Genomic DNA, 25,027 nt, shown 5'->3' on the forward strand with positions numbered 1-25,027 from the left:
GGGGCCTGTAACCCGCAGGGCAGCCCCGCGTTGCAAGACCTCGGCGGGAGAGGCGGACATGGCCAGGGGTTCCAAGGCGAAATACACCGACAAACAGAAACGAAAGGCGGAACACATCGAGGAGGGCTACAAGGCGCGCGGCATGCCGGAGCCGGAGGCCGAACGGCGGGCCTGGGCCACGGTCAACGCCCAGGATGGCGGCGGCAAGCGCGGTGGCTCGGGCATGAGGCGGCGCAAGTGACCCGGCGCCCCGCCAAGCATGTGCCGGGCAGCGCCAAGGTCGGCCCGCATGACACGCGCAGCAGCGACCTTTCGGGCCAGGGCGCCGACGAGGTGGCCTCCCACAGCGAGCGCGCGAGTCGCGACAGGAAGCCCAAGACGAAGACGCCCCCGGCCTCCGGGGAGGTCGAGGGCGCGCTTCGGGATCAGGTGGGGAAGGGTTAGGCGGCTTCCTTGTGAATCGCATCCGCCAGGGTGGTGAAGATGCGGTCCACATGGCTCTTCTCGATGATGAGCGGCGGGCTGAGGGCCACGATGTCGCCCGTCACGCGCACCAGCAGCCCGTCATCGAAGCAGCGGCGGAAGACGCGGTTGGCGCGCTCGGTGGGCTTGCCGGGGAGCGGCGCCAGTTCGATGCCCGCGATCAGCCCGTGGTTGCGGATGTCGATCACGTTGGGGGCGGAGCGCATGGAATGCGCCGCCTCCTGCCAGTAATCCTCGATGGCGCGGACACGGCCTGGCAGGTCCTCGCGCACATGGATGTCGATGGCGGCGAGGGCGGCGGCGGCGGCCAGCGGGTGGCCGGAATAGGTGTAGCCGTGGAAGAACTCGATGCCGGCGGCGGTGCCGCCCACGATCGTCTCGTAGATCTCGTTCTTGACCGCGACGGCGCCCATGGGCACGGCGGCATTGGTCAGGCCCTTGGCCATGGTCAGGATGTCGGGCGTGACACCCAGGCGCTCGGAGCCGAAATGCGTGCCGATGCGGCCGAAGCCCGTGATCACCTCGTCGAAGATGAGCAGGATGCCGTGCTTGTCGCAAAGCTCGCGCAGGCGCTTCAGATAGCCCACGGGCGGCACCAGGACGCCGGTGGAGCCGGCCAGCGGCTCGACCATCACGGCGGCGATGGTGTCGCCATGCAGGGTCACCAGGCGCTCCAGCTCATCGGCCAGATGCGCGCCATGGGAAGGGAGGCCCTTCGAGAAGGCGTTCTGCTCCGGCAGGTGGGTGTGCGGCAGGTGGTCCACATAGGGCAGCATGGCGCCGAACTGCTTGCGGTTCGGGCCGATGCCGCCCACCGACATCCCGCCGAAGCCCACGCCGTGATAGCCGCGCTCACGCCCCACCAGGCGCACACGCTGCGCCTGGCCGCGCGCGCGCTGATAGGCAAGCGCGATCTTCAGCGCGGTGTCGGCGCTCTCGCTGCCGGAATTGGTGAAGAAGACGCGGTCCAGCCCCTCGGGCGCCAGTTCCGCCACGCGGGCGGCGGCTTCGAAGGCGATGGGGTGGCCAAGCTGGAAGGTGGGCGCGAAGTCGAGGATGGCAGCCTGCTTCTGGATCGCCTCGGTGATCTCGCGGCGGCCATGGCCAGCATTGCAGCACCAGAGGCCGGCCGTGCCGTCCAGGATCTCGCGGCCCTCGGGCGTGAAGTAGAGCATGCCCTCGGCCCGGGCGAGCAGGCGCGGCTGATCCTTGAAGTACTTGTTGTCCGAATAGGGCATCCAGAAGGCGTCGAGGTTGTTGGGACGCGGGACGCTGATCTCATTCATGGCGGCGGGCTCCTGGAGCGGATCGGATGCCGCCATACTGCGCCAATGGGCGCGCCCGGGCCAGTCATCCCGGCCGGGAAAACTCCATGAATTCCGGCGGGACGGCCCCGGCGCGGGGCATGACTGCCCCGCGCCGGGCCGAACTCACAGCACGAAGTCCGTATTCACCAGCACATGCAGGCCGGTCAGCAGGATCACCGCCTCCGCCGCGCCGCCATCGCCCTGGTCGATCTCGATGCGCGTATCGGTACCGGATTGCGACTGGCGGATGGAGCCTTGGCCGCCGCCAAGGAAGGCATTGCCCGCCACCAGGGTGAAGGCCTGGTCGCCCGCCAGCGAGAGGTTGGCGTCAATGGCCGAGAGGTCGAGCACGTCGCCTTCCGCCCAGGCGAAATCCACCACGCGGTCCGGCGTCGCCGCCGCGGTTTCGGTCAGCGCGGTCCAGACGAAGCGGTCGGCCCCGCCGCCGCCGGTCAGGCTGTCCTGCCCGGCGCCGCCGACCAGCGTGTCATCGCCGCCGCCGCCGGCCAGCGTGTCGTTGCCGCCGGCACCCTCCAGGCGGTTCGCCCCGCCATCGCCGGTAAGCCTGTCCCTGCCGCCGCCGCCGATCAGGTTCTCGATGCCCACATAGACATCGCCGCTGGCGAAGCCCTGGGTGCCGAGGCCGGTCGTGAGGTTGGCCGTGACCGCGGCATTGGTGCCGGCGAAGCTCACCGTGTCGGTGCCGGCGCCGCCATCCAGCAGGTCCGCGCCGGCGCCGCCCAGCAGCAGGTCATCGCCGAGCTGGCCTTCCAGCGTGTCGTCGCCGGCATCGCCCACGAGCGTGTCATTGCCCTGCAGGCCCTCGAGCAGGTCATGGCCCGCGGTGCCGGTCAGGTTGTCGTCGCCCACGCCGCCCTGGATCGGCGCACGCGCGGCCGGGAGGGGCGCCTCCGGCGTGCCGGGCACGAAGGTGATGCCCGGCAGCGGCCCGCCCATGGTGAGCGGCGGGCCCTGGTAGCTGTGCAGGATGATCGCGCTGTTCTCGCCGAAATAGAGCACCGGCATGGTGTTCCACGTGCCGATCGCGGTCGGCGCGCTGTGCCCGTAGATGGTCAGCGTGTCGCCCTCGGCCGCGTTGAAGGCGTAGAGGATGTCCACGCCGTCGCCGCGCTGGTAGATGTAGCTGTCAGGCCCCGCATCGCCCTGCACGCTGTCGCCGATGACGACGTTGGTGAAGGCGCCCGAGACCAGGCGGATGGTGCCGGTGTCGGTGCCGCCCGCCATGGTGTCGCGGCCGATGGAGCCGCGGATGTCGTCATTCCCGGCGCCGCCGATGACGATGTCATCGCCCTCGTTGCCGGTCATGCTGTCATTGCCCGAGCCGCCGAACATGGTGTCGTCGCCCAGCTCGCCCTGCATGTTGTCGTTGCCGGCGCCGCCATCCTCCCAATCGTTGTCGTCGCCGCCCTCGATCACGTCATCGCCATCGCCGCCGAAGAGGACGTCATTGCCGCGATTGCCGTGGACATTGTCGTTGCCGCGGCCGCCCTGCACCTTGTCATTGCCGTTGCCGCCGAAGACCGCGTCATCGCCGTCATTGCCCTGGAGGCAGTCGTCTCCGTCGAGGCCCTGGATGGCGTCGTTGCCGGCCAGGCCGTCGATGTGGTCCGCGCCCGCGGTGCCGACCGTGTTGTCGGCGCCCGGCGTCAGCAGCGTGGTCGGCAGTTCGCAGGCGCCGACCACATCAGGGACGAAGCCGGCATCCACCGTCGTCAGGTCCTGGTCCTGCACCAGGGTGTAGCTTCCGGTGCGGCCGCCCGTCCCGGCATCGCTGTCGCTCGCGTCATTGCCGGTGTCCCGCGTCGTGGGCGTGAAGCCCGCGGGTGTCACGAACTCCACGCTGTAGCTGCCGGGGCGCAGATTGCCGAAATTGTAGAAGCCGCCCGCATCCGTGGTGGTCGTGGCGAGCACCGTGCCGGTCGAGGAGATGAGGCGGACGGTGACATTGCCGATGCCCGGCTCCTCCGCGTCCTGCTGACCGTCGCGATCGAGGTCGGACCAGACGCGGTCTCCGATGGAGGCGGCCAGCAGCAGGCCCGCATCGCGTGTGTTGTTGACCTGGCCGGAGGTGAGCGTGATCTGGCTCGTCCGGCCCGTGCTGGCATGGGCGTCGCTGTCCAGCGTGTCGTTGCCGGCGTCGCGCGTCGTCAGCACCGTTCCGGCCGGCGGCACGAAGGTGACGCTGTAGGTGCCGGGCAACAGGTTGGCGAAGCTATAGGCCCCGTTCGCGTCCGTCGCGGTGGTGGCGATGACGGTGCCGCCCGCATCCAGCAGCCGCACGGTCACGCCGCGCGCATTGGCCTCACCCGGATCCTGCAGGCCGTTGCCGTTGCTGTCCATCCAGACGCGGTCGCCGATGGCCACGCGCTGGAACAGGCCGGCATCCAGATCCGTCCGGGCATCGCCCGAGAAGATCATGGTGGGCGCGATGACGCCCGTGGCGTTCGCGTCGCTGTCCGTCGCGTCATTGCCGCCCTGGTCGAGGGGCGAGGTCTCGTAGCCCGAGGGCGCCACCACACGCACGCCGTACTGGCCGGGGGCGAGGTCGCCGAAGCTGTAGAGGCCGCTGCCATTGGTCGTGGTGCTGGCGATCACCGTCACGCCATCCGCCGCGAGCAGCCGGACCGTGACGCCGGAGAGGCCGGCCTCGCCCGAATCCTGTACGCCATTGGCGTTCAGGTCATGCCAGACGCGGTCGCCCAGGCTGGCGGGGACATAGACGCCCGCATCCACGTCGCGCGTCGTCGTCGCCGGCACGACGGAGACCAGGCCGGTCACGCCGCTGGTGGCGTTCGGGTCGCTGTCCACCGTGTCGTTGCCGCCCTGGTCCTGCAGGGTGAGCTTGAGACCCGGGGGCAGGACGAACTGCACGCGGTAATTGCCAGCCACCACCTCGTCGAAGAGGTATTCGCCGCCCGCATTGGTGGTGGTGGTGCGGCCGGTCGGCGTGCCATCGGCGTTGAGCAGGTTGACGGTGATGCCGGCGCGCGAGGCCTCGCCCGCCTCTTCCACGCCGTCGCCGTCGCGATCCACCCAGACGCGTCCGGTCAGCGCGCCGAGCTCGACGATCGCGGCATCGACGCTGTCATCATTCTCGCCGGATTCGAGGCTGATGATGCCGGTGCGGCCGGTGGCGGGATTGGCATCGCTGTCGCGGGCGTCGTTGCCGCCCAGGTCCTGCTTGCCGAGGGCGCGGTTGAGCGGCGCCACGAATTCCACCCGGTACTCGCCGGGGGCGAGGTTGGTGAAGCTGTAGGCGCCCGCCGCGTCGGTCGTGGTGGTGAGGCCCGTCGGCGTGCCATCGGCGCGCAGCAGCCGCACCGTGACATTGGCGACGCCGAGCTCGCCCGGGTCCTGGTCACCGTCGTTGTTCGCATCCAGCCAGACGAAATTGCCGATGGAGCCCACGCGGTAGAGGCCCCCATCCACCGTGTTTTCCACCTCGCCGGAGACGAGGTTCACCACATCGGTACGGCCATTGGCGGCGATGTCGCTGTCGGAGCCATCCGCGCCGCTGTCCTTCAACGTCGGCAGGTAGCCGGGGCGGGTGATCTCGACGCGATAATCGCCAGGCGCGAGTTGCGTGAAATTATAGCCGCCGGTCGCATCGGTGATGATGGGCGAGACGCCGGCGACGGGCGTGCCATCGGCGTTCAGCAGGCGGATGGTGGCGCCGGCGAGGCCGGGCTCGCCCCCATCCTGCTGGCCGTTGCCGTTCATGTCCTCGAAGACGCGGTCACCGATCGAGGCCGGGCGATAGACGCCCGCATCAAGCGTCCGGTCATCACCGCCCGAGGCCAACGTCACCGTCTCGGTCTTGCCGGTGGTGACATTGGCGTCGCTGTCCACCGCGTTGTTGCCGCCGACATTCGCCTTGGTGAAGGGCATCGCCGCGCTCGGCGCGAACTGCACCGAATAGGTGCCCGGGCGCAGATCGTCGAAGAGGTAGTTGCCGTTCGCATCCGTGACGGCGGTGCGTCCGGTCGAATTTCCCGACGCGTCAAGCAGCGTGACGACGCGGCCAGCGATGCCGCCCTCGCCGGGGCCGCCCTGCAGGCCATCGCCGTTCACATCCTCGAAGAGCGTCCCGCCGAGCTTCGCACCCTTGTAGAAGCCGGCATCCAGCCGCGCCTCACTCTGGTCGCTCACCAGGGTGAAGGCGTCGCTGCGGCCGGTGGCGTTCACGTCGCTGTCCGTCGCCTCATTGGCATTGGCGCCCGCATTCTGCGTCGAGGCGGTGAAGCCCGGGGGCAGCACCTGCACGGAGTAGCTGCCGGGGATGAGGCCGGTGAACTGGTAGAAGCCATCCGCCCCGGTCGTGGTGGTGGCGATGACGGCGTTGCTCGAATTCAGCAGCTGCACTGTGGCGCCGACGATGCCCGTGGCACCGTCATTCTGCAGTCCGTCGGCGTTCATGTCCTCCCAGACGCGGTCGCCGATGGTGGCGAGCTTGTAGAAGCCGCCATCCACGTTGCGGACATTGTCGCCATTGGCCAGCGTGTAGACGGGCGTGATGCCGGTGGCCTGCACCGCGTCGCTGTCCGTCGCGTCCGGGTTGACATTGTCCAGCGTGCGCTTGAAGCCGCCGCCCTCGTCGAAGCGGACGCGGTAGCTGCCAGGGATCAGACCGTCGAAGAGGTAGGAGCCATCCGGACCGGTCACGGCCGTGCGGCCGGTCGCCGTGCCGTCGCCGTTCAGCAGCGTCACGGTAATGCCCGCCAGCGCCGTGTCGCCCACGCCGCGCTGGCCATTGCCGTTCAAGTCGGTGAAGGCGATACCGCCCAGCGAGGCGCGGACCACCTGCACCGCCTCGTTCTCGCTGACCGTGGTGAGCGAGGAGCCAGGCGCCACCGCATAGGGGTTCACCGGAGCGGCGGAAACCACCTGGCCGGAATTGTCCAGCAGCTTGCCGGCCGTGTTGCCCGCGATGTCGGCCACCTTCGCCACCACCTTGAACACCACTTGGTCATTCACGGTGACGAGATTGTCGAAGGCGTTGTTGATGTCGCCCAGGTTGAAGGAGAGGGTGCGCGTCGCGGCATCATAGGTGCCGGAAGCGCCCACGCTCAGCGACGAGCCGGTGATCCCGCCGAGCGACACCAGCTCGCTGCTGACGAGGTCCAGCCCCGTGGGCAGCACGTCGCGCAGGATGATGCGCTGCGAGCCCTCGCCCAGCGTGGCGGTGACGAGGAAGGTCGCCTCCTCGCCGATGCCCACCGCATTGCCGACCGTGGCGCCGAGCGAGGTGGAGACCAGCGTCTTCACCACCGTGTTCACGATATCGGTCGTCAGCACCGCCGGATCGGTCTCGGTCACCGAGACGCCGAGCACGGGGGCGGAACTGTAGGTGACGCTCGCCGTATTCGTGATGGCCTGGCCATCCACGATGTTGCCGGCCAGCCGTGCCTGGTAGGTGATGACGACGGGCGCCGCGTTCAGCAGGAACTGGCTGAGCGTGAAGCCGATATTCCCGCCCGTCTCCGTCACCGTGCCGGCCGTGGAGGTGGCCGTCCCCGCCACCAGCGTGACGCCGGCCGGGATGATGTCGGAGAGATTGACCAGATAGGCGGGCGAGGTGCTGCCCGGGGCATGGCTGAGCCTGATCTGGTAGGTGACGAGGTCGCCGGCATCGCCGCCCTGCCCCGCGATGACGTCCTTCGCGATGACGAGGTCGGGGCGGACGATGTCGATCGCCGCGGGATCGCTGGCGGTGGCGAGGCCGGGATTGCCGACAGCCGGCCCGAAGGTCTGCGCGACGCCGGTGTTGGTCAGCGTGCTGCCGGCCGTCGCCGTCGTCGCGACGCGTGCATTGACCAGGATGGTGATGGTGTCGCCCGCATCACGGTCATTGTCGGCGGCATTGACGATGGTGCCGAAGTCGAAGGCATAGGCCCCACCCGGGAAGGTGATCGGGCCCGAACCCACGGCCAGGGCGGAGTCGCTGATGCTGGCGCCGATGCTCTCGACCGAGGCGCTCTCGAAGATCAGGCCGTTGGGCAGCGTGTCGGAAATGATCAGCCGCTGCGTCCCCTCGCCCACCGTGACCGTGAGGCGATAGGTGACGGTCTCGCCCGGCGCCGCATCGGGATTGGCGGCATTGCCGAAGCCCGAGCCGGTATTGGCATCGCCGGTCGCGATCACCGACTTGTCGATGGTGGGCGCGAGGACGACGGTGCGGCTCTCGGTATCCTGGATGTTGTAGCTGCGGCTGGCGAGATCCTCGGCGGCCGTCGGGTTCAGCGGGTTCACCGGGTCGGCCGGGTTGGTGTCGTAGGTCAGGCGGGCGGTGTTCGCCAGCACCTGGCCGGGCGTCACCGTATCCAGCGCGCGGGCCTGGTAGGTGATGGTGACGGTGGGCGCACCCAGCAGGTAGCGATCCGTGCTCCAGGAAATCGCGTTGCCCACATGGCTGATGGTGCCGACGGAGGCGGCGAGCGTGCCGGCCACGAGCTGCATGCCGGTGGGCACGAGGTCGGTCAGCGCCAGGTCATAGGCGGGCGCGTCGGAATTCGCGTCGTGGCGGATGGTGATGCTGTAGTTCACCAGCGCGCCGGCATCGAGCGGCTGGCCGGGGGCGGCGAGCGTCGAGGACTTGTCGATGATCAGCAGCGGCTCGACGACATCAATCTCCACGAAGCCGCTGACCGCGGTGGAGGCGCTGCCGGAGGTGCCGGTGTTGACGCTGGCCGTGTTCCGGAGATTGTCGCCGTCATTGTTCTGCGCGACGTCGTTCACCACGGCCTTGATGCGCAGCGTGATGACCTCATCCGCCGTCGTCGCATTCACCACCGTGTTGCGGACATCGCCGAAGTTCAGGACGAACTGGTCGAGGCCCGCCGTCATGCCGGGCGAGGAGGTGGTGAGCGTGGGGACCGGGACAACGCCGCCGGCGAAGGTGGTGAGGCCCGTCCCGACCGAGACGACCTCAAGGGAATCCGCCACATAGGAGAGCGTGCCGTTGCCGCTGGAGGTCAGGTCTTCCAGCAGGTCGGTGATGCGCAGGTTCGGACTGTCGCCCTCGGGCAGCCGGACGGTGATCTCATAGGTGATCTCCTCGCCGATCGCGACATCCTGCCGCGTGCCGCCGAAGCGGGCCGTCCCGGTGTCCGCGTTCGACGTCGCGATGACCGTCTTGGTGACGACGGGCGAAGCGATGGTGACCGTCCGGGTCGCACTGCTCGTGCTCTCGCGGTCATCCGGGGCGACCCCGTCCATCGAACTCCCGACGCCGGTGGCGGTGTTGACCAGCGTCTCGCCCGCATCAGCATCGCCATCCACCCGCACGCTGTAGGTGATGGTGACGGTCTCGCCCGGGTCCAGGTAATCCACCAGGTAGTCCACATCCTGGAGGTTGCCCGCGGTCAGATCGGTGATGCGGCCCGCCGCCAGGCCGCCGATGGTGACATTGCCCGTCATCGTCGCATCGGCCAGCACATCCGTCAGGATGTCCCTGATGCTGACATCCCAGGCGCGGGCGGTGAAATCGGCGTTCCCGGCGCCGGCGGCGGGAACACCGGAATTGGTGACGCGGACGGTGTAGTTGATGGTGTCGAAGGCATCGGCCGACGAGACGGAGGCGAACTTGGTCGTGACGACGTTGGGCCCCACCACCTCGATATCCGCGGAGGCGCTGGCGAGGATGCGGCCGCCGGCGCTGTTGGGATTGGCGGCGCTGACGACGGCGAGGTTGGACAGCACGTCGCCGCGCTGGTTCTGGCCGCTGTCCTTGACGCGCGCATCCACCTCCAGGGTCACGGTGGCGGGCTGGGTTCCCAGCGTGTCGGCGGCGTTCAGCACGTCGCCGAAGGCGAAGGTCGCACGATCGTTGCCGTTGACGCCATCGGTGTCGGAGAGGGTGATGACGGGCGTGTCGTCGAAGACGCTGCCGGCGCCGAGCCCGGTGACGCCCACGAAGCGCGCCGCCAGCATTTCCATCACGCCTCCGCCGGAGGTGTCGGAGGTGGGCAGGAAGTCCTCCACGCGGAAATCGGCCATCCGGCCTTCCGGCACCGTGACGGTGATGCGGTAGGTGACCGTCTCGCCGATCGTCACGTCGTCCAGGCTGTCATTGCCGGCCAGCTTGCCCGTGTGGCTTTCGCTGGTGGAGAAGACGGCCTTCACGATGGTGGGCATCTGCGTCGTGACGACGGCCGTGTCGGTCAGCGTGCCGCCGGGCGCATAAGGCGTACGGTCAATGCCGCCCTCCATGGCGGCGAAGTGCTCGATGGTGGCGGTGTTGGTCAGGGTGGCGCCAAAGGCCGCGACATTGTCCACCAGTTCGAGGTCGTAGGTGATGACGACGATGTTGTCGCCACTCGTCGCGTGGAAGGCGCCGATGCTGCCGCTGTTCGTCGCGTCGTCCAGGCGCAGGCCGCCCGCCGTGTCGAACAGCCCGCCGCCGACCAGCGTATAGGTCAGCACATTGCCCGCGCCGTCCGTGACGCGCAGGTTCAGCCCTCCCGCCGGAATCTCGAAGCCGGGCGGCAGCGTGTCATGGATCAGGACGTCGAAGGCGCCCTTGAGCGAGGAGCCTGTGTTCTCGACAACGATGGCGAAGGAGACGCGGTCGCCCGCATCGGCGCCGTTCAGGTTGGCGTCGATCGGCGTGAGGTCGAGGTTGGTGCTGTTGATGGTGCCGCTGAAGCGGTTGCCCGCGCTGCCGGGCGCGGTGAAGGCGACGGGGCCGACCGTGCCCGTCGTTGCCGCCGCCGCGTTGGTGTCGGCGATGACGCCCTTCTTGATGTTCAGCTCGGGTTCGCCGAGCACGAACTGGACGATGGCGTTGTCCTGGAATTCCTTGCCGAAGCTGTTGGTCTCGGTGCTCGTCACCTGGTTGGTCAGCAGCAGGCCGTCGCCGAATTCCTCATCACCCACCACCACGGTGAAGAGCAGGTCGATGGTCGAGGAGGGGTTGCCCGGCGCCACCGCGTCGCCAAAATCGAAGGTCAGCGAATTGCTGGCGCTGTCATAGCTGATGCTGGGCAGCGTGGTGGGATCGCCCGAGCTGTCATAGGTGGCACCCGGGCCCCACTTGGCCTGGTTCACGCCGGGCGTCGCGCCGTTCACCAGATCGGCGAAGGTCATGCCCGAGATGGCCTTGAGCACGGGCAGCGGCAGGTAGTCGCGCAGCTGCACGTCATGCGCGCCGGTCAGCGGCATGTCGAGCTTCAGGCGGAAGGTGATGGCATCGCCGGCGGAGACGGGGCCCGGCGTGAAGGCGGTGTTGCCGTTGATGGCGTAGATGGCCTTGGAGACGTTGCTCACCGGCAGCGTGACGCCGGCGCCGCTCTGGTCGGCCTTGTAGTTATCGTGCTCATCCACCACGCCGCCGAAATCAATGCCGTTGGCGAGCGGGTCGCCCTGGTCCACGAGCGGCTCGTTCGACGGCGCCGGGCTGGTCGAGATGTAGCTCTGCTCGATCGTGCTCTGGAACTTGACCAGGACGGTCGCCTGGTTCTCCACGCCGCCGGGGCGGCCGTTCAGCACGTCGTCAATGCCTCGGTCCCGCATTTCCTGCGAGACATTGAAGGTGATGGTGGAGATGCCGGTCGCGGCGTCGCGCACCACATTGATGTTGGCCGCGGCGATGACACCGCTGAACAGCGTGGCGCCGCCCTCACGCATGGTGATGGTGACGGGCCTGGAGGCGTCGAAGACCTGCCCGTCACCGAGTTTGTCGATGAGGACCAGGTCGTCCATGTTGAAGTAGTTGGAAACCTGGCCGTCCAGCGTCCATTCCAGGTTCTCGCCGGCCTTGAGCGTGGTGACGGGCACGACCGACTTCTGCACGGCGATGGACTTCGCCGTGATCACATCCTCGGGGCCCACGGGGTTGAGGGCGAAGACCTGGATGGGGTCCCGCGCATCGGTCGGGTCCCAGGTCGCATCCAGGCGGGCGTTGTTCTCCAGCACGCGGAAGGCGCCCGTCACAGGATCGAGCACGGGGGTCACGCCATCGCGCAGGAATTCGGGGACGTAGAACTCGATCTTGAGCGTGGGCACGCCGCCGACGCCGCCGGTGTAGCTGCCGGTGAAGTTGGCGGTGACCTCGCCGGTCGCATTGTCGAAGCTGGTGGTGCCCGTGCCGTTCACGATGGAGACGGATTTGATGAAGGTGCCGTCCGGCATGGTGTCGCGCAGCGTCAGGCCGGTCATGGTCTGGCCATCGGCGATCAGCGCCTTCACCAGCCACTCGCGCGGATAGGAGGGGCCGGTGGCCGTTTCCTGCTCGGGGCCGACATAATCCACATCCACCGCGATCACGGTGGGGTTGATGGCGAGGCTGGCGCTCGGACCGAAGACCGGCGAATCGGTCGCCGGGTTCACCAGCGGATCGAGGCCGTAGGCGAAGCCGCCGCTGGCCTGGAGATTCAGCGGGGTGCCGAGGTCGGCCGAGCTCGACACCTGCAGCTTCACCTGCACATCGGCGGCCGTCTGGTCGGGCGTGAAGCTGCCGAAGGGCAGGCGCAGCACGACCAGCGTCTCACCCGGCGTGCCGGTGACGGTGAGCGGGTTGCCGGCTGCATCCTTGCTGAAGGGGTGGGTGACGGTGCCGCTCGCCGGGAACTCGATCACCCATTGCTCGAGCGCGGCGCCGAGATAGGTGGCGCCCTGGAAGATCACGCCGTCATTGGAGGTCGCCCCCGCGCTGCCGAAGCCCGCGCCATCCGCGCCGTTCGTGGGCAGGACGAGGTTGATGTAGGGCGAGTAGCCGACATTGGAGCCGGGCGCGCTGTCCGGGACGTTGTCAAAGCGGACCGTCAGGGTCTGCTGCCCACCGATCGGGGCATTTACCGTGGAGCCGGCGAGGAACGAGACGATCGGGCGAGCAGACATGTTTTTGTCTCCGGACGGGACTGCCGCGGGGGCGGCGCTAAACTCCCGTTAAGGCGATTTTTACATTTTTTGAGACTTATGGTCAAGCTTCCCAACGAGGTAACAATCCATGAGACATTTTTTTTGCGACACGCTAAGGCCGGCTCCCAAGGTCAACCTTGAAGCCTTGGAATCAACGATATTTCCTCGTTCTCCGCTCGTGACTCTCGCTCGTCATCGGGCCATGCGTGGAAAAGATTGTCCGGTTTTTAGGAAAAAACCTTCCTTGCGAGATGCGCTCTTTGCCGCCCCGGGCGGGGCGGTCATGACCTGCTCTTCAGTTTTTGTCAGACAATGAACGCATGGGGAGCAAGTCCCTCAGCCGCCGCCGCAGCCTTCACGCCGCAAGCCGCGCGGGGCGGCCGGGGGCGGCGCCTGCACCAGCGTCACCACGCAGCCGGCGTAATCGCGGGTGAAACGCCAGTCCGAGACCCCGGAGTGGCCGCGCGCGGGTCCGGTGGCCCAGAGGGCCAGCGTCGGCACGCTCCGCCGTTGCGCCAGCGCCGCCACGATCTGGCCGCGCTCTTCCGGCGAGGGGTCGAACTCGTCACGGTCGAAGAGCATGACGGCGAGGCGCGTCCGCCGCTCATCCAGCCCCGCGACGACGCGGCGAAAATCCTCGAGTGCCAGGGCGCGTTGCTCCGGCCGCTCCCCATGCGCCGCCGGGGCGGCGGCCAGCACCGCATCCACCAGGTCCGGCCGCTCGGCCGCGGCCTGGATGGCCTGCCAGGCGCCGCGCGACTGCCCGCCCAGGATGATCCGCCGGTAGCCCGCCTCGCGCAGCGCCGGCAGGGCGCGGACCAGGCGCGGGAGGGTCACGAAGAGGTTGTCGTCGCCGGGGTGGCGGTCGAAGCGGAAGACATCGAAGCCCGCTTCGTTCAGCGGGGTGACGATGCCCGGCAGCGCATGGCCGCGCTGGTCTTCCTCGGCGCCGCCATAGCCATGCGCCCAGATCACGGCGCCCTCCGCGGAGCGCGGGCCACGATGCAGATGGAAGGGGCTGCGCGTGAAGGGGCCGAGGCCGCCGCGCTCGGGGCTGACACTCGGCGCGCCGGGCTGGGGGCGGCCATCGGGGCCGCGGAGGTCGCCATCCACGGCGAGGATGCGGCAGGGACTGCCCACCCCCTCGCCCCGCATGCGGCTGAGTTGGCGGTTGCAATTGCCCATCGCGGCGCGCTCGGCCTCCTCCGGGCTGTCATGGCCGGACACGAGGGACCAGGCGGCGCGGCCATCCGTGCCTTGCGCGAAGGCGAAGGCCGCATGGGGCACCGCGCCCCGGTAGTGCTGCGTGAAGGAGATGGAGAGGCCGGTGGAGGGCAGCGCCACCGGGATGCTGCGGGCCGAGAAGAAACGGGCGTGCGCCGCCTCATCCGCGCGGGCCGGGAGGGTGCTCAACAGCAGCAGGGGGATCAACAGCCAGCGCATGGGATGAAGTTTGCCACAAATAGCCGCGCGGCAAGACCGCCCGCCGCCTTGAGATGCCCGGCCGAGGGCTCTATTCACCTTCCATCATGCCCGATACGCCCCAGCCCATCCAGACCGACACCCGCTACGATTTCGCCGCCGCCGAGCCCCGCTGGCAGCAGGCCTGGGAGGCGGCGCGCTGCTTCTCCGTGCCCGACGTCCCGCCGGCCGGCGCCAAGAAATACTACGTGCTGGAGATGTTCCCCTACCCCTCGGGCAAGATCCACATGGGGCATGTGCGGAACTACACGCTGGGCGACGTGGTGGCGCGCTACAAGCGGGCGCAGGGCCATCTGGTGATGCACCCGATGGGCTGGGACGCCTTCGGCCTGCCGGCCGAGAATGCGGCGCGCGAGCGTGGCACGCACCCGGCGAAATGGACCTACGCCAATATCGCCAACATGCGCGCCGAGTTGAAGCGCATGGGCCTCTCGCTGGAGTGGGAGCGCGAATTCGCCACCTGCGATCCCGAGTATTACGGCCAGCAGCAGAAGCTCTTCCTCGACTGCCTGCAGGCGGGCCTGGTCGAGCGCAAGGAGAGCTGGGTCAACTGGGACCCGGTGGACGGCACCGTTCTGGCCAACGAACAGGTGATCGACGGCAAGGGCTGGCGCTCCGGCGCGCCGGTCGAGAAGAAGAAGCTCAGCCAGTGGTTCTTCGCCATCACCAAGTTCGCGCCCGAGCTGCTGGAGGCGCTGGACGGGCTGGACCGCTGGCCCGAGCGTGTGCGGCTGATGCAGGCCAACTGGATCGGCCGCAGCGAGGGCGCCAGGGTGCGCTTCAAGCTGGCCGCGCCCGTTGACGGCCAGGAGGAGGTGGAGGTCTTCACCACCCGGCCGGACACGCTGTTCGGCATGAGCTTCCTCGCCGTCGCCGCCGAACATCCGCTGGCCGCCGCCGCCGCGCAGCACTCGGCCGAGGCCGCCGCCTTCATCGCCGAATGCCGCGCCATGGGCACGAGCGAAGTGGCGATCGAGCAGGGCGAGAAGAAGGGCTTCAACACGGGCTTCACCGTGAAGCACCCCTTCAACGGCCGCGAATACCCCGTCTGGATCGCGAATTTCGTGCTGATGGAATACGGCACGGGCGCCATCTTCGGCTGCCCCGCGCATGACCAGCGTGACCTGGATTTCGCGCGCAAATACGACCTCTCGGTGACGCCCGTCGTGCTGCCGCCCCCAGCGGAGCTGGCAAGGCTTGGTTTCGCGGACGCGGCGAGCTTCACCGTGGGCAACGAGGCCTTCACCGAGGATGGCGTCAGCTTCAACTCGGACTTCCTGAACGGGCTGGACGTGGCCGGCGCCAAGCGCGCCGCCATCGCGCGCATCGAGGAGCTGGGCCAGGGTCAGGGTGTCACGAACTGGCGCCTGCGCGACTGGGGTGTCAGCCGCCAGCGCTACTGGGGCTGCCCCATCCCCGTAATCCATTGCGATGATTGCGGCGTGGTGCCGGTGCCGGCGGACCAGCTGCCCGTCGTGCTGCCCGAGGATGTGGATTTCTCGAAGCCGGGCAATCCGCTGGACCACCACCCGACCTGGCGGCATGTGAACTGCCCCTCCTGCGGCAAGACGGCGCGCCGCGAGACGGACACCTTCGACACCTTCGTGGACAGTTCCTGGTATTTCGCGCGCTTCTGCTCGCCGCGCGCCACGCAGCCGGTCACGAACGCGGCCGTGGATGCCTGGCTGCCGGTGGACCAGTATATCGGCGGCATCGAGCACGCGATCCTGCACCTGCTCTACAGCCGCTTCTTCACCCGCGCCATGAAGGCGACCGGCCATGTGAAGCTGGACGAGCCCTTCGCCGGCCTCTTCACCCAGGGCATGGTCACGCATGAGAGCTACAAGGGCGCCGATGGCCGCTGGCTCTACCCGGAAGAGGTGGAGAAGCGGGCCGACGGCACCGCGGTGGTGAAGGGCACGGAAGAACCCGTGACGATCGGCCGCATCGAAAGCATGTCCAAGTCGAAGCGGAACACGGTGGATCCGGGCGCCATCATCAACCGCTACGGCGCGGACACGGCGCGGTGGTTCATCCTGAGCGACAACCCGCCCGAGCGCGACATGGAGTGGTCGGAATCCGGTGTGGCCGGCGCCAGCCGCTTCATCGGGCGCATCTGGCGCCTCGCGCAGAACATGGTGGAAGCGGACAAGCCTGACGAAGCCGTGGGCAAGAAGCTGCGGCAGGCGACGCATCGCGCCATCGCCGCCGTGACCGAGGCGCTCGAGGCCTTCACCTTCAACGTGGCCGTCGCCAAGATCCACGAACTCGCCAATTCCATCGGTGACAGCGCGGCCGCCCCGCTCGCCGCGCGGCGCGAGGCGATGGAGGCGCTGGTGCGCCTCAGCGCGCCGATGATGCCGCACCTGGCCGAGGAGATCTGGGCGCTGCTCAATCCGGGCCGCGGGCTGGTCGCGCAACTGCCCTGGCTGGAGGCCGACCCGGCCCTGCTGCGCGCCGAGACCGCGACGCTCGCCGTGCAGGTGCTGGGCAAGCTGCGCGGCACCATCGAGGTTTCGGTGGACGCGAGCGACGAGGAGGTTTTTGCTCTCGCCGAGGCCGAGCCCAACGTGATCCGCGCACTGGACGGCAAGCCGGTCAAGAAGCGCATCCATGTGAAAGGCCGGGTGGTCAACCTTGTCATCTAGACGCGCCCTCCTCACCGCCCCGCTGCTGGCCCCCCTGGTGGCCTTGGGCGCCTGCGGCTTCCGTCCGCTCTATGGGCCGAATGGCGAGGGCGGCACGGGTGCTGCGATCGCGGCGAATGAGCCGAGCCTGGCCGAAGCCCTGGCCGCGGTGCGTGTGGGCCTCATCCCCGAGCGCAACGGGCAGCTGATGCGCCGCGCGTTGCAGCGGCAGCTCGAAGGCAGCCGGCCCGGCATACAGGCGCGCTATGACCTGGAGGTGCGGCTCATCTACGCGACCGAGGTTCTGGGCTACCAGACGGATGGCCTGGCCACCCGCGTGCGCGTCGTCGCCACCGCCAGCTGGGTGCTGGCCACGCAATCCGTGCCGCGCGAGGTGGTGGATCGCGGCTCGGCCCGCACGGTGGATGCCTATAACCTGCCCAACCTGCAGTTCTTCGCCTCCGACGCCTCGCGCGAGGACATGGAGCGCCGCCTGGTGGCGGAGCTGAGCGAGCGTGTCACCGTTGGCGTCGCCGTGGCGCTGCGCCGCCGGATGTCGGCCCCCGCCGCGACCTGACCCATGGTCTCGAAGCTCGATCCGCGACGGCTTGCTGGCTTCCTGGCTGACCCGCCGGGCGAATGCCGGGTGGTGCTGCTGATCGGCGATGATGCCGGGCTGGTAAATGAACGCGCCGCAGCGCTGGTGCGCGCGGTGGCGGGCGATGACCCGATCTGCATCGTGGAACCGCCGCGCGAGGCGGCGCGTGACCCTGGCTCGCTGGCCGGTGAGGCGGCCGCCGTGCCGCTGATGGGCGGGCGGATGGCGATCCGCATCCGCGACCCGCGCGATGCCTGGGCCGAGGCCGTCAAGGCCGCGCTGGCCGGGCCGGGGCCGGGCCTGGTCATCATCGAGGGCGCAGGGCTCACCGGCAAATCCAAGCTGAAGGCGCTGGTGGCGGCCGATCCGCGCGGCCAGGTGATCGAATGCTATGCCGAGCGCGGGCGGGACCTCACCGCCTCCATCACGCGCATCCTGGGCGAGCTGGGCGCGGCGGCCGAGCCGGCGGCGCTGGACTGGCTGACGGAGCGCGCGGGCGAGGACCGCATGGCCATGCGGCGCGCGCTGGAGGTGCTGGCGCTGCATGCAGAGCCGGGTCAGCGGATCACCGTCGAGGATGCGATGGAACTGCTCGGCGAAGGCAGCATGCTGGACCTGGACGAGGCGCTGATGGCGGCCTCGCTGGGCGAGGTGGCGGTGGCGGACCGCGCCATCGCCAAGGCCTTCGGCGAGGGCGCGAATCCGGTGCAGGTGCTGCGGGCCGCGCTGCGGCACACGCAGCGGCTGCACATGGCGCGGCTGGCGATGGAAGGCGGGGCCTCGGCCGATGAAGCGGTGGGCGCGCTCAGGCCGCCGGTCTTCTGGAAGGCCAAGCCCGCGATGACGCGGGCCCTCTCGCGCTGGTCCGTGGCGCGGCTGGAGGCGCTGGGCGCGGCGCTGCTGCGGGCGGAGCGGCAGGCGAAGACCACGGGCCTGCCGGATGAGACGGTGGCGCGGCAGGTGGTGCTGGGGTTGGCCCGGAGCGCGGCGAGGTAGACGGACGAGAGGGCGCTGCCCTCTCGTGCTCTCCCGCCAGGAAACTCAGTTTCCTGGACCTTCGATCAGAGCCTGAAGCGGCCCTCGAAGACGGGGACGCAGCGGCCGGCGACGCGGGCGCGGACGCCATCGGCCGCACGATACGCGGTGGCACTGAGAAGACTGGGCCGGCCCATCTCGACGCCCTGCGTGATTTCCAGGCGCAGCGACGGCGCGCTGCCGAGCGAGAGCAGAAGTGCCACCAGCGGCGTGGCCGCGCTGCCGGTCGCCGCATCCTCCACAGTGCCCGAAAGCGGCGAGAACATGCGCGCGCGCAGCCGCCCCTGCCCCGCATGCGCGTAGAGATAGAGCGGGAGGCGGCGCGGGCCGAGATGCGGGAATTCCAGCGCCGCCGCCGCGAAGCGCGCGAGGTCGGGCTTGGCGCGCCCCAGCGCCTCGGGCGTGACTTCCGCCAGCACGAAGGAATTGCCGACCGAGGCCATGACGGGGCGATGCGCCGCCGTCACCACATCCGACTCCGCCAGGCCGACACAGCCCGCGACCAGCGCGGGGGGCATCTCGGGCCCGGTCGTGAGCGGCTGCGGGGCGCCGATCTCTGCGCCGATGACGACACCCGCCGCGTCACGCTGCACCGTCACCTCGACCAGGCCCGCGATCTCCTCGAAGCGGAGCAGGCCATCCGTCGCGCGGTCGGCCAGCACGAAGCCGGTGCCGACATTGGGGTGGCCGGCAAACGGCATCTCCGCGACCCGGTTGAAGATGCGCACGCGCGCCGTGTTGCCGGGCTTCTCCGGCGGCAGCACGAAGGTGGTCTCGCTCAGGTTCAGCTCGGCGGCCAGCGACTGCATCTGCGCATCGGTCAGGCCGCGCGCATCGGGAAAGACGGCGAGCTGGTTCCCGCCGAAGCGCGTGTCGGTGAAGACGTCCAGCGTCACGAAATCCCAGGCGGTCACAGCGTCATCTCCACCATCACGGGCACGTGGTCGCTGGCCTTCTCCCAGCCGCGCGCGGGCTTCAGGATCTGATGGCTGGCGAGGCTCCCGCGCAAATCCTGGCTGACCCAGACGTGATCGAGGCGCCGGCCGCGATCCGCCGCCTCCCAGTCCTTCGCGCGGTAGGACCACCATGTGTAGAGCTTCTGCTCGGCCGGCACGAAATGGCGCAGCGCATCATGCCAATCGCCCGCGCGCATCCAGCCGGCAAGCGCCTCCACCTCGATCGGCGTGTGGGAGACGACGTCGAGCAGCTGCTTGTGCGACCAGACATCATGCTCGAGCGGCGCGATGTTGAGATCGCCCACCAGGACGGAGCGACGCAGCGGCGCATGCGTGGCAAACCAGGCGGTGGCCTCGGCGATGAGGTCGAGCTTGTGGGCGAATTTCGGATTGGCCTCTCGGTCCGGAATGTCGCCGCCGGCGGGGACATAGAAATTGTGCAGGTCGAGCGGGCCGGAAGGGAGTGCCAGCGTCACGCCGACATGGCGGCAATCGCCCTTCATGCACCAATCCGGATCGCCCGCGCGCGCCGTGAACGGAATGCGGGAGAGGATGGCGACGCCGTTATAGCCCTTCATGCCCCGCGCGATGACGTGCTCGAAGCCCAGTGCCCTGATGCCGTCATGCGGGAAGAGCTCATCCGGGCATTTCGTTTCCTGGAGGCAGAGGACGTCGGGCCGAAGTGCGGCGTCGAGATCCGCCAGCAGGGGCAGGCGGAGTCGGACGGAGTTGATGTTCCAGGTGGCGATGCGCAGCGCGGGCAAGGGCGGGACTCGCTGTCAGGGGAGGCCCATCCTTGCCGCGCCGCGCCGGCTTTGGGAAGCCAGAGCATGATGCGTTGAGGCGGAATCGCCGAGACGCCGAATCATCCTGTCAGCAGAGGCGAGACCGCGCGGCGTGAACGCATGTGAACGTAGCGCGGTCTAGCCTCCCGTCGCCTCGATCTTGTCCTGCGTCTTGGTGTCGAAGTCGCTCGCGTCGTGGCGTTCGCGCAGCTGGCCCTCGGGCTCGCCCACCATGCGGTTCACCATGCGGCCGCGCTTCACGGCGGGGCGGGCGTGAATCTGGTCGGCCCAGCGGAGCACGTTCTTGTATTCATGCACCGAGAGGAACTCGGCCGCGCCGTAGGACCAGCCCTTCACCAGCCCGCCATACCAGGGCCAGACGGCGATGTCGGCGATGGTGTAGTCGGAGCCGGCCAGGTACTCGCTCTCGGCCAGGCGGCGGTCCAGCACGTCGAGCTGGCGCTTCACCTCCATGGCGAAGCGGTCGATCGGGTATTCCTGCTTGGTCGGCGCATAGGCGTAGAAATGACCGAAACCGCCGCCGAGATAGGGCGCGCTGCCCATCTGCCAGAAGAGCCAGGAGAGCGTCTCGGCGCGGGCCGCCGTCTCGGTCGGCAGGAATTCGCCAAACTTTTCCGCGAGGTGCATGAGGATGGCACCGGATTCGAAGACGCGGATGGGCTTGGGGCCGCTTCGGTCCATCAGCGCGGGGATCTTGGAGTTGGGGTTCACGGCGACGAAGCCGGAGCCGAACTGGTCGCCCTCGCCGATGCGGATCAGCCAGGCGTCGTATTCGGCATCGGCGTGGCCGCGGGCCAGCAGCTCCTCCAGCATCACCGTCACCTTCACGCCATTGGGCGTGCCGAGCGAATAGAGCTGGAGCGGATGCTTGCCGATGGGCAGCTCCTTCTCATGCGTCGGGCCCGCGATGGGGCGGTTGATGTTGGCGAAGCGGCCGCCATTGGCCTTCACCCAGGTCCAGACCTTGGGGGGCGTGTATTCGGGGGCGTCGGTCATGCGAGGGGCTCCTGTGCTGCCGCTCATGTCGGGCCGTGCGGTCAGCCGCGCAAGTGGCAGGAGACCCAGTGGCCGGGCGAGACCTCACGCAGCTCCGGCACCTCGGACCGGCACTGACCGGCATTGGCGATGGGGCAGCGCGTGTGGAAATGGCAGCCCGAGGGCGGGCGCAGCGGGCTCGGCACATCGCCCTTCAGCATGATGCGCTGGCGCTTCACCGTGGGGTCCGGGATGGGCACGGCGGAGAGCAGCGCCTCGGTGTAGGGGTGCAGCGGGTTGGTGTAGAGGTCGCGCGCGCTCGCGATCTCGACGATGCGGCCGAGATACATCACCGCCACGCGGTCGCTGATGTGCTCCACCACCGAGAGGTCATGCGCGATGAAGAGGAAGGTGAGGCCGAACTTCTCCTGCAGATCCTCCAGCAGGTTCACCACCTGCGCCTGGATGGAGACGTCGAGCGCGCTCACCGGTTCGTCGCAGATGACGAGCTTGGGCTTCACGGCGAGCGCGCGTGCGATGCCGATGCGCTGGCGCTGGCCGCCCGAGAATTCATGCGGGAAGCGGCGCATGTGGTCGGCGTTCAGGCCCACCGTCTCCAGCAGCTCCACCACGCGGTCCTCGCGCTCGCGCGCCGTCCTCGCGAGCTTATGGATGATCAGCGCCTCGGCGATGATGCTGCCCACCGTCATGCGCGGATTGAGCGAGGCGAAGGGGTCCTGGAAGATGATCTGCATGTCGCGGCGCAGATCGCCCAGCTTCTCATGATCGAGTGCCGTGACGTCGCGGCCTTCGAAATTCACCTCGCCCGAGGTCGGCTCGATGAGACGCAGGATGAGGCGGCCGGTGGTGGATTTGCCGCAGCCGGATTCCCCCACCAGGCCCAACGTCTCGCCGGCCTGAAGGTCGAAGCTGACGCCGCTCACGGCATGCACGTGATCCACCGTGCGGCGCAGCAGCCCCCCCTTCACGGGGAAGCGCTTCACCAGTTTCTTCACGCTGAGGAGCGGCTGGGTCATAGGATGCAGGCCACCTTGTGCCCGGGGGCGACCTCACGCAGCGGCGGTTCGGCCAGGGTGCAGGCCTTGGTCGCGAAGCGGCAGCGCGCGGCGAAGCGGCAACCCACGGGCGGGTTGAGCAGGCTCGGCACCGTGCCGGGGATCGCTTCCAGCCTCGTGTGCGTCGTGGCGGCGAGGTCGATGCGCGGGATCGAGCGGATCAGCCCCTGGGTATAGGGGTGGCGCGGATTGGCGAAGAGGTTCTCCACCGTCGCATCCTCCACCACCTTGCCGGCATACATGACGATGACGCGCTGCGAGGTCTCGGCCACCACGCCCATCGCATGCGTGATGAGCAGGATGGACATGCCGAGGCGCTGCTTCATCTCGTTCATCAATTCCAGGATCTGCGCCTGGATGGTGACGTCGAGCGCCGTGGTCGGTTCGTCGGCGATGAGCAGCTTCGGGTTGCAGGAGAGCGCCATGGCGATCATCACGCGCTGGCGCATGCCGCCCGAGAACTGGTGCGGATAGTCATGCACCCGCTTCTGCGGGTTCGGAATCTGCACGAGCGAGAGCATCTCCGCCGCGCGGTCGAAGGCGGCGCGCTTGGACAGGCCCTCGTGGTGGCGCACCGTCTCGGCGATCTGCTGGCCCACGGTATAGACCGGGTTCAGCGAGGTCATCGGCTCCTGGAAGACGATGCCGATCTGCTTGGAGCGGATGGCGCGCATCTCATCCGGCGCCATGGGCACCAGGTCCCGTCCCTCGAACAGGATCTTTCCGGCCATGATGCGGCCGGGCGGCATGGCGATGAGCTTCAACACCGTCATCGCGGTGACGGTCTTGCCGCAGCCGGATTCACCGACGATGGAGACGGTCTCGCCGCGGTTGACCGAGATATCCACGCCATCCACGGCGCGGACCATGCCGTCATCCGTCTTGAAGTGAACCTTCAGGCCCGAGATGTCGAGCAGAGGGGCCGAGGCGCTCACTGCACGCGCCTCGGGTCCAGCGCATCCCGCAGGCCATCGCCCACGAAATTGATGGTCAGCACGGTCAGGAAGATGGCGAGGCCAGGGAAGATCGCCCAATGCGGGGCGAAATCCAGGTTGTCCTTCGCGTCAAAGAGCAGGCGCCCCCAGGTCGGCGTATCCGGCGGGAAGCCGAGGCCGAGGAAGGAGAGCGTGGATTCCGCGAGGATCGCGCCCGCCACGTCGATCGAGGCGGCGACGATCACGGGGCCCAGCGCATTGGGCAGGATGTGCTGCACCACGATCCGCACGCGCGAGGCGCCGAGCGCGCGGGCGGCTTCCACGAATTCCTTCTCGCGCAGCGAGAAGAACTGCGCGCGCACCAGGCGTGCCACCTGCATCCAGTTGAACAGGCCGATCACGGCCACGATCATGATGAAGACGCCCAGCTCCTGCCCCACCACCTCGGCCAGCGCGTCACGAAACAGGTAGATGATGAGCAGCAGCAGCGGCAGCTGCGGGAGCGAGAGGAAGAGATCCGTCACCCACATCAGCGCCACATCCACCGGGCCCTTGGACATGCCGGCGATGGCGCCGACCAGCACGCCGACAGTGACGGCGACACCCATCGCGGCGAAGCCCACAGCGAGTGAGATGCGCCCGCCATAGAGCACACGCGCCAGCAGGTCCTGCCCCAGGTCATCCGTGCCGAAGGGGTGCTCCAGCGAGGGGCCCTGAAGGCGTGCCGTGAAGTCGATCTCGTCGATCGGCACGGTCCAGAAGAAGGGGCCGAAGAGCACGGCCAGGATCATCAGGCCGAGCACCACGGCGCTGCCCACCGCGAGCTTGTGCTTGCGGAAGCGGCGCCAAGCCTCGCCCGCCGGGGTCACCGGAGCGCGACGAACGGTCCCGGCGGACCCGGCGCTAGCTGTAGCTGATGCGGGGGTCGAGCCAGCCATAGATCACGTCCGCGAGCAGGTTGAAGAAGATGACGAGGCAGGCGAAGACGAAGGTCACCGCCATGATCACCGGCGTGTCATTGGCCAGCACCGCCGAGATCAGCAGCGAGCCGATGCCGGGGACGCGGAAGATCTGCTCCGTCACGATGGCGCCGCCGAAGACCGCCGGCATCTGCAGCGCCACCAGCGTCACCACGGGGATCAGCGCGTTGCGCACCACATGGCGGTTGATGACGCGCCGCTCCGGGATGCCCTTGGCGCGCGCCGTCGTCACATAGTCGAGGCGCACCACGTCGAGCACGGCCGAGCGCACGAAGCGCGTCCAGGCCGCGCCCTGGAACAGGCCCAGCACCGCGATGGGCATGATGGATTGCTTGATGTGCTCCCACCACCATTGCCAGCCCGTCGCGTCGATCTGCGCGCGATAGACGAAGGGCAGCCAGTCCAGGTGGATGGAAAACAGCATGATCAGCAGCAGCCCGGTGAAGAAGGTGGGCAGCGAGAAGCCGACGAAGGCGAGCGTGTTCGCCACCTGGTCGAAGATCGAATAGGGCCTGGTTGCCGCCATGATGCCGACCGGCAGCGCAATGGCGAGCGCCAGCACCTGCGACAGCCCGATCACCACCAGCGTCACCGGCAGGCGCTGGAGGATCAGCTGGTCCACATCCACGCGGCTGACGAAGGAGAAGCCCCATTCGCCCTGCAGCATCGAGGTGAGCCAGCGGAAATAGCGGATATGCACCGGGTCATCGATGCCGAGGCTGGCGCGCAGCGCGAGCCGAACCTCAGGCGGGATGGCCGGGTTGGTGGCCAGTTCCTCGAAGGGGTCGCCCGGCGCCAGCGCCAGCACGGTGAAGAGGATGACGCTGATCCCGAGCAGGCTCGGGATCGCGATCAGCAGGCGGCGGAGAAGATACTGGGCCACGGGGCG

At 68.7% G+C, this 25,027-nt stretch carries 14 protein-coding genes and 1 pseudogene; 5 read left to right on the top strand and 10 right to left on the bottom strand.

The annotated features are described in order from the left end of the window. Positions 1–58: 58 nt before the first annotated feature. Together ACQ860_RS09755 and ACQ860_RS09760 are read left to right on the top strand one after the other, a co-directional pair. Positions 59–223: pseudogene (locus ACQ860_RS09755) on the top strand (plasmid stabilization protein); the annotation flags it as partial. Between the two features lie 14 nt (positions 224–237). Beyond that, on the top strand, positions 238–444 hold the full coding sequence (locus ACQ860_RS09760) for a hypothetical protein (RefSeq protein ID WP_431303185.1): 207 nt from the start codon (positions 238–240) through the stop codon (positions 442–444). Here ACQ860_RS09760 and ACQ860_RS09765 read toward each other — a convergent pair. The 3 genes from ACQ860_RS09765 to ACQ860_RS09775 form a co-directional block, all read right to left on the bottom strand. After that, positions 441–1,769 (bottom strand): aspartate aminotransferase family protein, encoded by a 1,329-nt coding sequence (locus ACQ860_RS09765; protein ID WP_431303186.1) that lies wholly within the window; start codon positions 1,767–1,769, stop codon positions 441–443. The two genes, ACQ860_RS09760 and ACQ860_RS09765, sit on opposite strands and share 4 nt — an antisense overlap. 144 nt (positions 1,770–1,913) lie before the next feature. Continuing rightward, entirely contained in the window at positions 1,914–12,647 is a 10,734-nt protein-coding gene (locus ACQ860_RS09770) for an SdrD B-like domain-containing protein (protein WP_431303187.1), read from the bottom strand. A 357-nt stretch (positions 12,648–13,004) separates the two neighbouring features. Beyond that, a complete protein-coding gene (locus ACQ860_RS09775; protein WP_431303188.1) occupies positions 13,005–14,111 on the bottom strand; it encodes an alpha/beta hydrolase in 1,107 nt (368 codons plus the stop codon). 86 nt (positions 14,112–14,197) lie between these two features. On the opposite strand from ACQ860_RS09775, the gene leuS reads away from it, so the two are divergent. From leuS to holA, 3 genes are read left to right on the top strand one after another with little or no spacing between them, the layout of a single operon-like run. Next, positions 14,198–16,798 carry a leucine--tRNA ligase gene (leuS, locus tag ACQ860_RS09780; RefSeq protein WP_431303189.1) on the top strand — a complete coding sequence of 867 codons (2,601 nt, stop codon included), beginning with the start codon at positions 14,198–14,200 and terminating at the stop codon, positions 16,796–16,798. Continuing rightward, positions 16,788–17,354, top strand: coding sequence for an LPS assembly lipoprotein LptE (gene lptE, locus ACQ860_RS09785; protein WP_431303190.1), 567 nt, complete (start codon positions 16,788–16,790; stop codon positions 17,352–17,354). Before leuS ends, lptE begins: the two co-directional genes overlap by 11 nt. A gap of 3 nt (positions 17,355–17,357) precedes the next feature. Continuing rightward, positions 17,358–18,371 carry a DNA polymerase III subunit delta gene (gene holA, locus ACQ860_RS09790; RefSeq protein WP_431303191.1) on the top strand — a complete coding sequence of 338 codons (1,014 nt, stop codon included), beginning with the start codon at positions 17,358–17,360 and terminating at the stop codon, positions 18,369–18,371. A gap of 65 nt (positions 18,372–18,436) precedes the next feature. Here the strand turns inward: holA and ACQ860_RS09795 are convergent, their stop codons facing one another. The 7 genes from ACQ860_RS09795 to ACQ860_RS09825 form a co-directional block, all read right to left on the bottom strand. Then, positions 18,437–19,324, bottom strand: coding sequence for a PhzF family phenazine biosynthesis protein (locus ACQ860_RS09795; protein WP_431303192.1), 888 nt, complete (start codon positions 19,322–19,324; stop codon positions 18,437–18,439). After that, positions 19,321–20,130: an exodeoxyribonuclease III gene (locus ACQ860_RS09800; RefSeq protein WP_431303193.1), complete on the bottom strand. Its 810-nt coding sequence runs from the start codon at positions 20,128–20,130 to the stop codon at positions 19,321–19,323. Before ACQ860_RS09800 ends, ACQ860_RS09795 begins: the two co-directional genes overlap by 4 nt. Positions 20,131–20,289: 159 nt before the next feature. Beyond that, on the bottom strand, positions 20,290–21,168 hold the full coding sequence (yghU, locus tag ACQ860_RS09805) for a glutathione-dependent disulfide-bond oxidoreductase (RefSeq protein ID WP_431303194.1): 879 nt from the start codon (positions 21,166–21,168) through the stop codon (positions 20,290–20,292). A 41-nt stretch (positions 21,169–21,209) separates the two neighbouring features. Beyond that, a complete protein-coding gene (locus ACQ860_RS09810; RefSeq protein WP_431303195.1) occupies positions 21,210–22,184 on the bottom strand; it encodes an ABC transporter ATP-binding protein in 975 nt (324 codons plus the stop codon). After that, entirely contained in the window at positions 22,181–23,092 is a 912-nt protein-coding gene (locus ACQ860_RS09815) for an ABC transporter ATP-binding protein (protein ID WP_431305743.1), read from the bottom strand. The genes ACQ860_RS09810 and ACQ860_RS09815 overlap by 4 nt, the downstream gene beginning before the upstream one ends. 62 nt (positions 23,093–23,154) lie before the next feature. Then, positions 23,155–24,027: an ABC transporter permease gene (locus ACQ860_RS09820; protein WP_431303196.1), complete on the bottom strand. Its 873-nt coding sequence runs from the start codon at positions 24,025–24,027 to the stop codon at positions 23,155–23,157. 34 nt (positions 24,028–24,061) lie between these two features. After that, positions 24,062–25,021: an ABC transporter permease gene (locus ACQ860_RS09825; protein ID WP_431303197.1), complete on the bottom strand. Its 960-nt coding sequence runs from the start codon at positions 25,019–25,021 to the stop codon at positions 24,062–24,064. Positions 25,022–25,027: the final 6 nt, after the last annotated feature.

The organism is Sediminicoccus sp. BL-A-41-H5 (genome assembly GCF_050632405.1).
In the GTDB taxonomy this organism is placed as follows: domain Bacteria; phylum Pseudomonadota; class Alphaproteobacteria; order Acetobacterales; family Acetobacteraceae; genus Roseococcus.